This is a genomic window from Dyella sp. ASV21 (assembly GCF_016428975.1).
In the GTDB taxonomy this organism is placed as follows: Bacteria; Pseudomonadota; Gammaproteobacteria; order Xanthomonadales; family Rhodanobacteraceae; genus Dyella.
The window spans coordinates 1-255 of the sequence record NZ_JAELTT010000419.1 but is presented as its reverse complement, the minus strand read 5'-3'; the positions used below and the strand labels follow the sequence as shown (position 1 = coordinate 255).

Sequence of the window (255 nt, the reverse complement as noted above, 5' to 3'; positions counted from 1 at the left end):
CCGGCGCCACGCCCGAGGCGCAGCGTCGCCAGCGCCTGATTCGCGCGCACATCGCTGCCCAGATGGACCCGATCCGTCAGCGCCTCTCGCGTTGCATCGTGAAGATGCCCACGGAATGGGCGCGGGAAGATTTCGATCAACGCTGGGGCTGGATCAAAAGCGGCGAAGGCGAACTGCCGCCGAACGTCCTATGGAGCAACTGCTTCACACCCGAAGCCTACGACAAACTCAAACGCCACCACGCCGCCCTCAGTT

Annotated in this window: 1 protein-coding gene; it reads left to right on the top strand. The window is 64.3% G+C overall.

The features are described from left to right. A partial coding sequence (locus JHD67_RS22140) for a hypothetical protein (protein ID WP_199101243.1) occupies positions 1 to 255 on the top strand: 255 nt, incomplete at both ends.